The sequence below is a fragment of the Pseudomonas sp. PS01303 genome (assembly GCF_029959385.1).
Lineage (GTDB): Bacteria > Pseudomonadota > Gammaproteobacteria > Pseudomonadales > Pseudomonadaceae > Aquipseudomonas > Aquipseudomonas rustica.
Genome location: NZ_JASCPK010000275.1, coordinates 1 through 3,132, shown reverse-complemented (window position 1 = coordinate 3,132; position 3,132 = coordinate 1). Strand labels below are relative to the sequence as shown.

General features: G+C 59.2%; 3 protein-coding genes. All 3 read left to right on the top strand.

Going from position 1 to position 3,132, the window contains the following annotated elements:
* The first annotated feature begins 114 nt into the window (after window positions 1-114).
* The 3 genes from QMX93_RS30305 to QMX93_RS30295 are packed head-to-tail and all read left to right on the top strand — an operon-like array spanning window position 115 to window position 3,024.
* The gene (locus tag QMX93_RS30305) at window positions 115-1,023 is read left to right on the top strand and encodes a sugar ABC transporter permease (protein ID WP_008082808.1); all 909 of its coding nucleotides are present in this window, start codon (window positions 115-117) and stop codon (window positions 1,021-1,023) included.
* Window positions 1,016-1,861 carry a carbohydrate ABC transporter permease gene (locus QMX93_RS30300; RefSeq protein WP_007917872.1) on the top strand — a complete coding sequence of 282 codons (846 nt, stop codon included), beginning with the start codon at window positions 1,016-1,018 and terminating at the stop codon, window positions 1,859-1,861. The genes QMX93_RS30305 and QMX93_RS30300 overlap by 8 nt, the downstream gene beginning before the upstream one ends.
* 2 nt (window positions 1,862-1,863) lie before the next feature.
* Window positions 1,864-3,024: an ABC transporter ATP-binding protein gene (locus tag QMX93_RS30295; RefSeq protein WP_282359271.1), complete on the top strand. Its 1,161-nt coding sequence runs from the start codon at window positions 1,864-1,866 to the stop codon at window positions 3,022-3,024.
* Window positions 3,025-3,132 lie beyond the last annotated feature (108 nt).

Here is a 3,132-nt window from a genome sequence, read left to right as displayed (position 1 = left end):
GCCTGCTCGCGAACGGGTGTGTCAGTTGCTCCATCCGTCGACTGATACACCCCCTTCGCGAGCAGGCTCGCTCCCACAAGGGAATGCCTTTGTAATCTTATTCTGGATTTCCCCATGAGTTCTGTTGCTGTGTTCAGCAAGGCCTCGCCGTTCGATGCATTGCAGCGCTGGCTACCAAAACTGGTGCTGGCGCCGAGCATGTTCATCGTTCTGGTGGGCTTCTATGGCTACATCCTGTGGACGTTCGTGCTGTCGTTCACCACCTCGACTTTCCTGCCCAACTACAAGTGGGCCGGTCTGGCGCAATACGCGCGGTTGTTCGACAACGATCGCTGGTGGGTCGCGAGCAAAAACCTCGCGGTGTTCGGCGGCATGTTCATCGGCATCACCTTGGTGATCGGTGTGTTGCTGGCGGTGTTCCTCGACCAGCGCATCCGTCGCGAAGGCTTTATCCGCACCATTTACCTGTACCCGATGGCGCTCTCGATGATCGTCACCGGTACCGCGTGGAAATGGCTGCTCAACCCGGGCATGGGCCTGGACAAATTGTTGCGTGACTGGGGCTGGGAAGGCTTCCGTCTCGACTGGCTGATCGACCCTGATCGCGTGGTGTATTGCCTGGTGATCGCTGCTGTCTGGCAAGCCTCGGGCTTCATCATGGCGATGTTCCTCGCCGGCCTGCGTGGCGTTGATCAATCGATCATCCGTGCCGCCCAGATCGATGGCGCGAGCATGCCGATGATCTACTGGAAAGTCGTGCTGCCAAGCCTGCGTCCGGTGTTCTTCAGTGCCGTGATGATTCTGGCGCACATCGCGATCAAGAGCTTCGACCTGGTCGCGGCAATGACCGCTGGTGGTCCGGGTTACTCCTCCGACCTGCCCGCGATGTTCATGTATTCCTTCACCTTCAGTCGCGGCCAGATGGGCATGGGTTCGGCCAGTGCGATTCTGATGCTCGGTGCGATCCTCGCGATCATCGTGCCTTACCTGTATTCCGAGCTGAGGACCAAGCGCAATGACTAGTCTCGCTGCCAAACCTGCTATCAGCCTGAGTCGCATCGCGATCTACGCGGTGCTGATCCTCGCTGTCCTGCTTTATCTGGTGCCGCTGGTGGTGATGTTGCTGACCAGCTTCAAGACCCCGGAAGACATCAGCACCGGCAACCTGTTGAGCTGGCCGACCGTGGTCAGCGGCATCGGCTGGGTCAAGGCCTGGGCCACGGTTGACGGTTACTTCTGGAACTCGATCAAGATCACCGTTCCGGCCGTGATCATCTCCACCGCCATCGGTGCGTTGAACGGTTATGTGCTGTCGTTCTGGCGCTTCCGTGGTTCGCAGTTGTTCTTCGGTCTGCTGTTGTTCGGTTGCTTCCTGCCGTTCCAGACCGTGCTGCTGCCGGCCTCGTTCACCCTCGGCAAAATGGGCCTGGCGAGCACCACCACCGGCCTGGTGTTTATCCACGTGGTTTACGGTCTGGCGTTTACTACGCTGTTCTTCCGTAACTACTACGTGAGCATTCCGGATGCGCTGGTGAAAGCCGCACGTCTGGATGGCGCGGGTTTCTTCACGATTTTCCGCCGCATCATTCTGCCGATGTCGACGCCGATCATCATGGTCTGCCTGATCTGGCAATTCACCCAGATCTGGAACGACTTCCTGTTCGGTGTGGTGTTCTCCAGCGGTGATTCGCAACCGATCACGGTGGCGCTGAACAACCTGGTCAACACCAGCACCGGCGCCAAGGAATACAACGTTGATATGGCAGCGGCGATGATCGCCGGCCTGCCGACCCTGCTGGTCTATGTGGTCGCAGGCAAGTATTTCGTGCGCGGGCTGACGGCCGGCGCAGTCAAGGGGTAATCATGGCAACGCTCGAACTTCGCAACGTAAACAAAACCTACGGTGCCGGCCTGCCGGACACCCTGAAGAACATCGAACTGTCGATCAAGGAAGGCGAATTCCTGATCCTCGTCGGCCCGTCGGGCTGCGGCAAATCGACGTTGATGAACTGCATCGCCGGTCTGGAAACCATCACTGGCGGCGCGATCATGATCGGTGATCAAGACGTCAGCGGCATGAGCCCGAAGGATCGCGACATCGCCATGGTGTTCCAGTCCTACGCGCTGTACCCGACCATGAGCGTGCGCGAGAACATCGAGTTCGGCCTGAAGATTCGCAAGATGCCTCAGGCGGCGATCGACGAAGAAGTCGCGCGCGTGGCAAAACTTCTGCAGATCGAACACTTGCTCAATCGCAAGCCGGGGCAGCTCTCCGGTGGTCAGCAACAGCGTGTGGCAATGGGCCGTGCACTGGCGCGCCGTCCGAAGATTTATCTGTTTGACGAACCGTTGTCCAACCTCGACGCCAAACTGCGCGTCGAGATGCGCACCGAAATGAAACTGATGCACCAGCGCCTGAAAACCACCACGGTCTACGTGACCCACGACCAGATCGAAGCAATGACCCTGGGCGACAAAGTGGCGGTGATGAAGGACGGCATCATTCAGCAGTTCGGCACGCCAAAAGAGATCTACAACGACCCGGCCAACCTGTTCGTGGCGAGCTTCATCGGTTCGCCGCCGATGAACTTCATTCCGCTGCGCCTGCAACGCAAGGACGGTCGTCTGCTGGCGCTGCTCGACAGCGGCCAGGCCCGTTGCGAGCTGCCGATGAGCATGCAGGACGCCGGTCTTGAAGATCGCGAAGTGATCCTCGGCCTGCGCCCGGAACAGATCGTTCTGTCGAACGGCGAGGGCAATGGCCTGCCAAGCATTCGTGCCGAAGTGCAGGTCACCGAGCCGACCGGTCCGGACACGTTGGTATTCGTCAATTTGAATGAAACCAAAGTCTGCTGCCGTCTGGCGCCGGACGTGGCACCGCAAGTGGGCGAAAGCCTGACGCTGCAATTCGATCCGTCGAAAGTGTTGTTGTTTGATGCCAAGACCGGCGAGCGCCTCGGCACTGCCGGTCAACCACAGACCGATGCGCGGTCTGCGAACGTGGCCCAATTCAAAGGCCGCTGAAATTTGATGTAGGAGAGGGCTTTTGTGGCGAGGGGATTTATCCCCGTTGGGTCGCGCAGCGGCCCCATAAAAGCGGGGTCTGCTACGCAGCCCAACGGGGATGAATCC

Bases quoted from the DNA above. Each gene is read 5' to 3' on its own strand.
- QMX93_RS30295 (WP_282359271.1), top strand. From the start codon at position 1,864: ATGGCAACGCTCGAACTTCGCAACGTAAACAAAACCTACGGTGCCGGC.
- QMX93_RS30305 (WP_008082808.1), top strand. From the start codon at position 115: ATGAGTTCTGTTGCTGTGTTCAGCAAGGCCTCGCCGTTCGATGCATTG.
- QMX93_RS30300 (WP_007917872.1), top strand. From the start codon at position 1,016: ATGACTAGTCTCGCTGCCAAACCTGCTATCAGCCTGAGTCGCATCGCG.